Source organism: Pseudoalteromonas sp. MMG013 (assembly GCF_018100885.1).
Taxonomy (GTDB): domain Bacteria; phylum Pseudomonadota; class Gammaproteobacteria; order Enterobacterales; family Alteromonadaceae; genus Pseudoalteromonas; species Pseudoalteromonas aurantia.
On sequence record NZ_JAGJEE010000134.1, the window covers coordinates 1 to 367 of the forward strand.

Annotated in this window: 1 protein-coding gene; it reads right to left on the minus strand. The window is 44.7% G+C overall.

Annotation, left to right across the window (positions count from 1 at the left end):
- The coding region (locus J8L98_RS24675) for a hypothetical protein (protein ID WP_210998696.1) at window positions 1–184 on the minus strand (184 nt) is incomplete at its 3' end.
- Window positions 185–367: the final 183 nt, after the last annotated feature.

The window sequence follows — 367 nt, forward strand, 5'->3', positions numbered from 1 at the left end:
CAATGTTTCTGTTTTTAGGATTACCTGCCGCAGCCTCTTTTCCAGCATCCTCAATTGCTTGCGACGCTTCTAATTCAGCCTTGACTTGCTCCTGTGACAGCCCTCTCACTTTTACTTGGTCTGTTTCCCCAGCAAGGTTATACCCTGTGGTCGTGATGCTTTTTATGGCGCCACCATACCCCACATTGACTTAGGAAGTTTGTGCCTGTCCCATTATTTTGCCTCATTTGGGTGGTTTTTTTTAAGCCGTCCTGCAATAGCGTCTGGTGACCAACCTTCTTGCAATTTATGTACAACATGCTGATAAAGCGTTTTATTAGCAAACTTTTTTGCGTGCCTTGGTTTCTTTCTACGTTCGGCTGCTAAA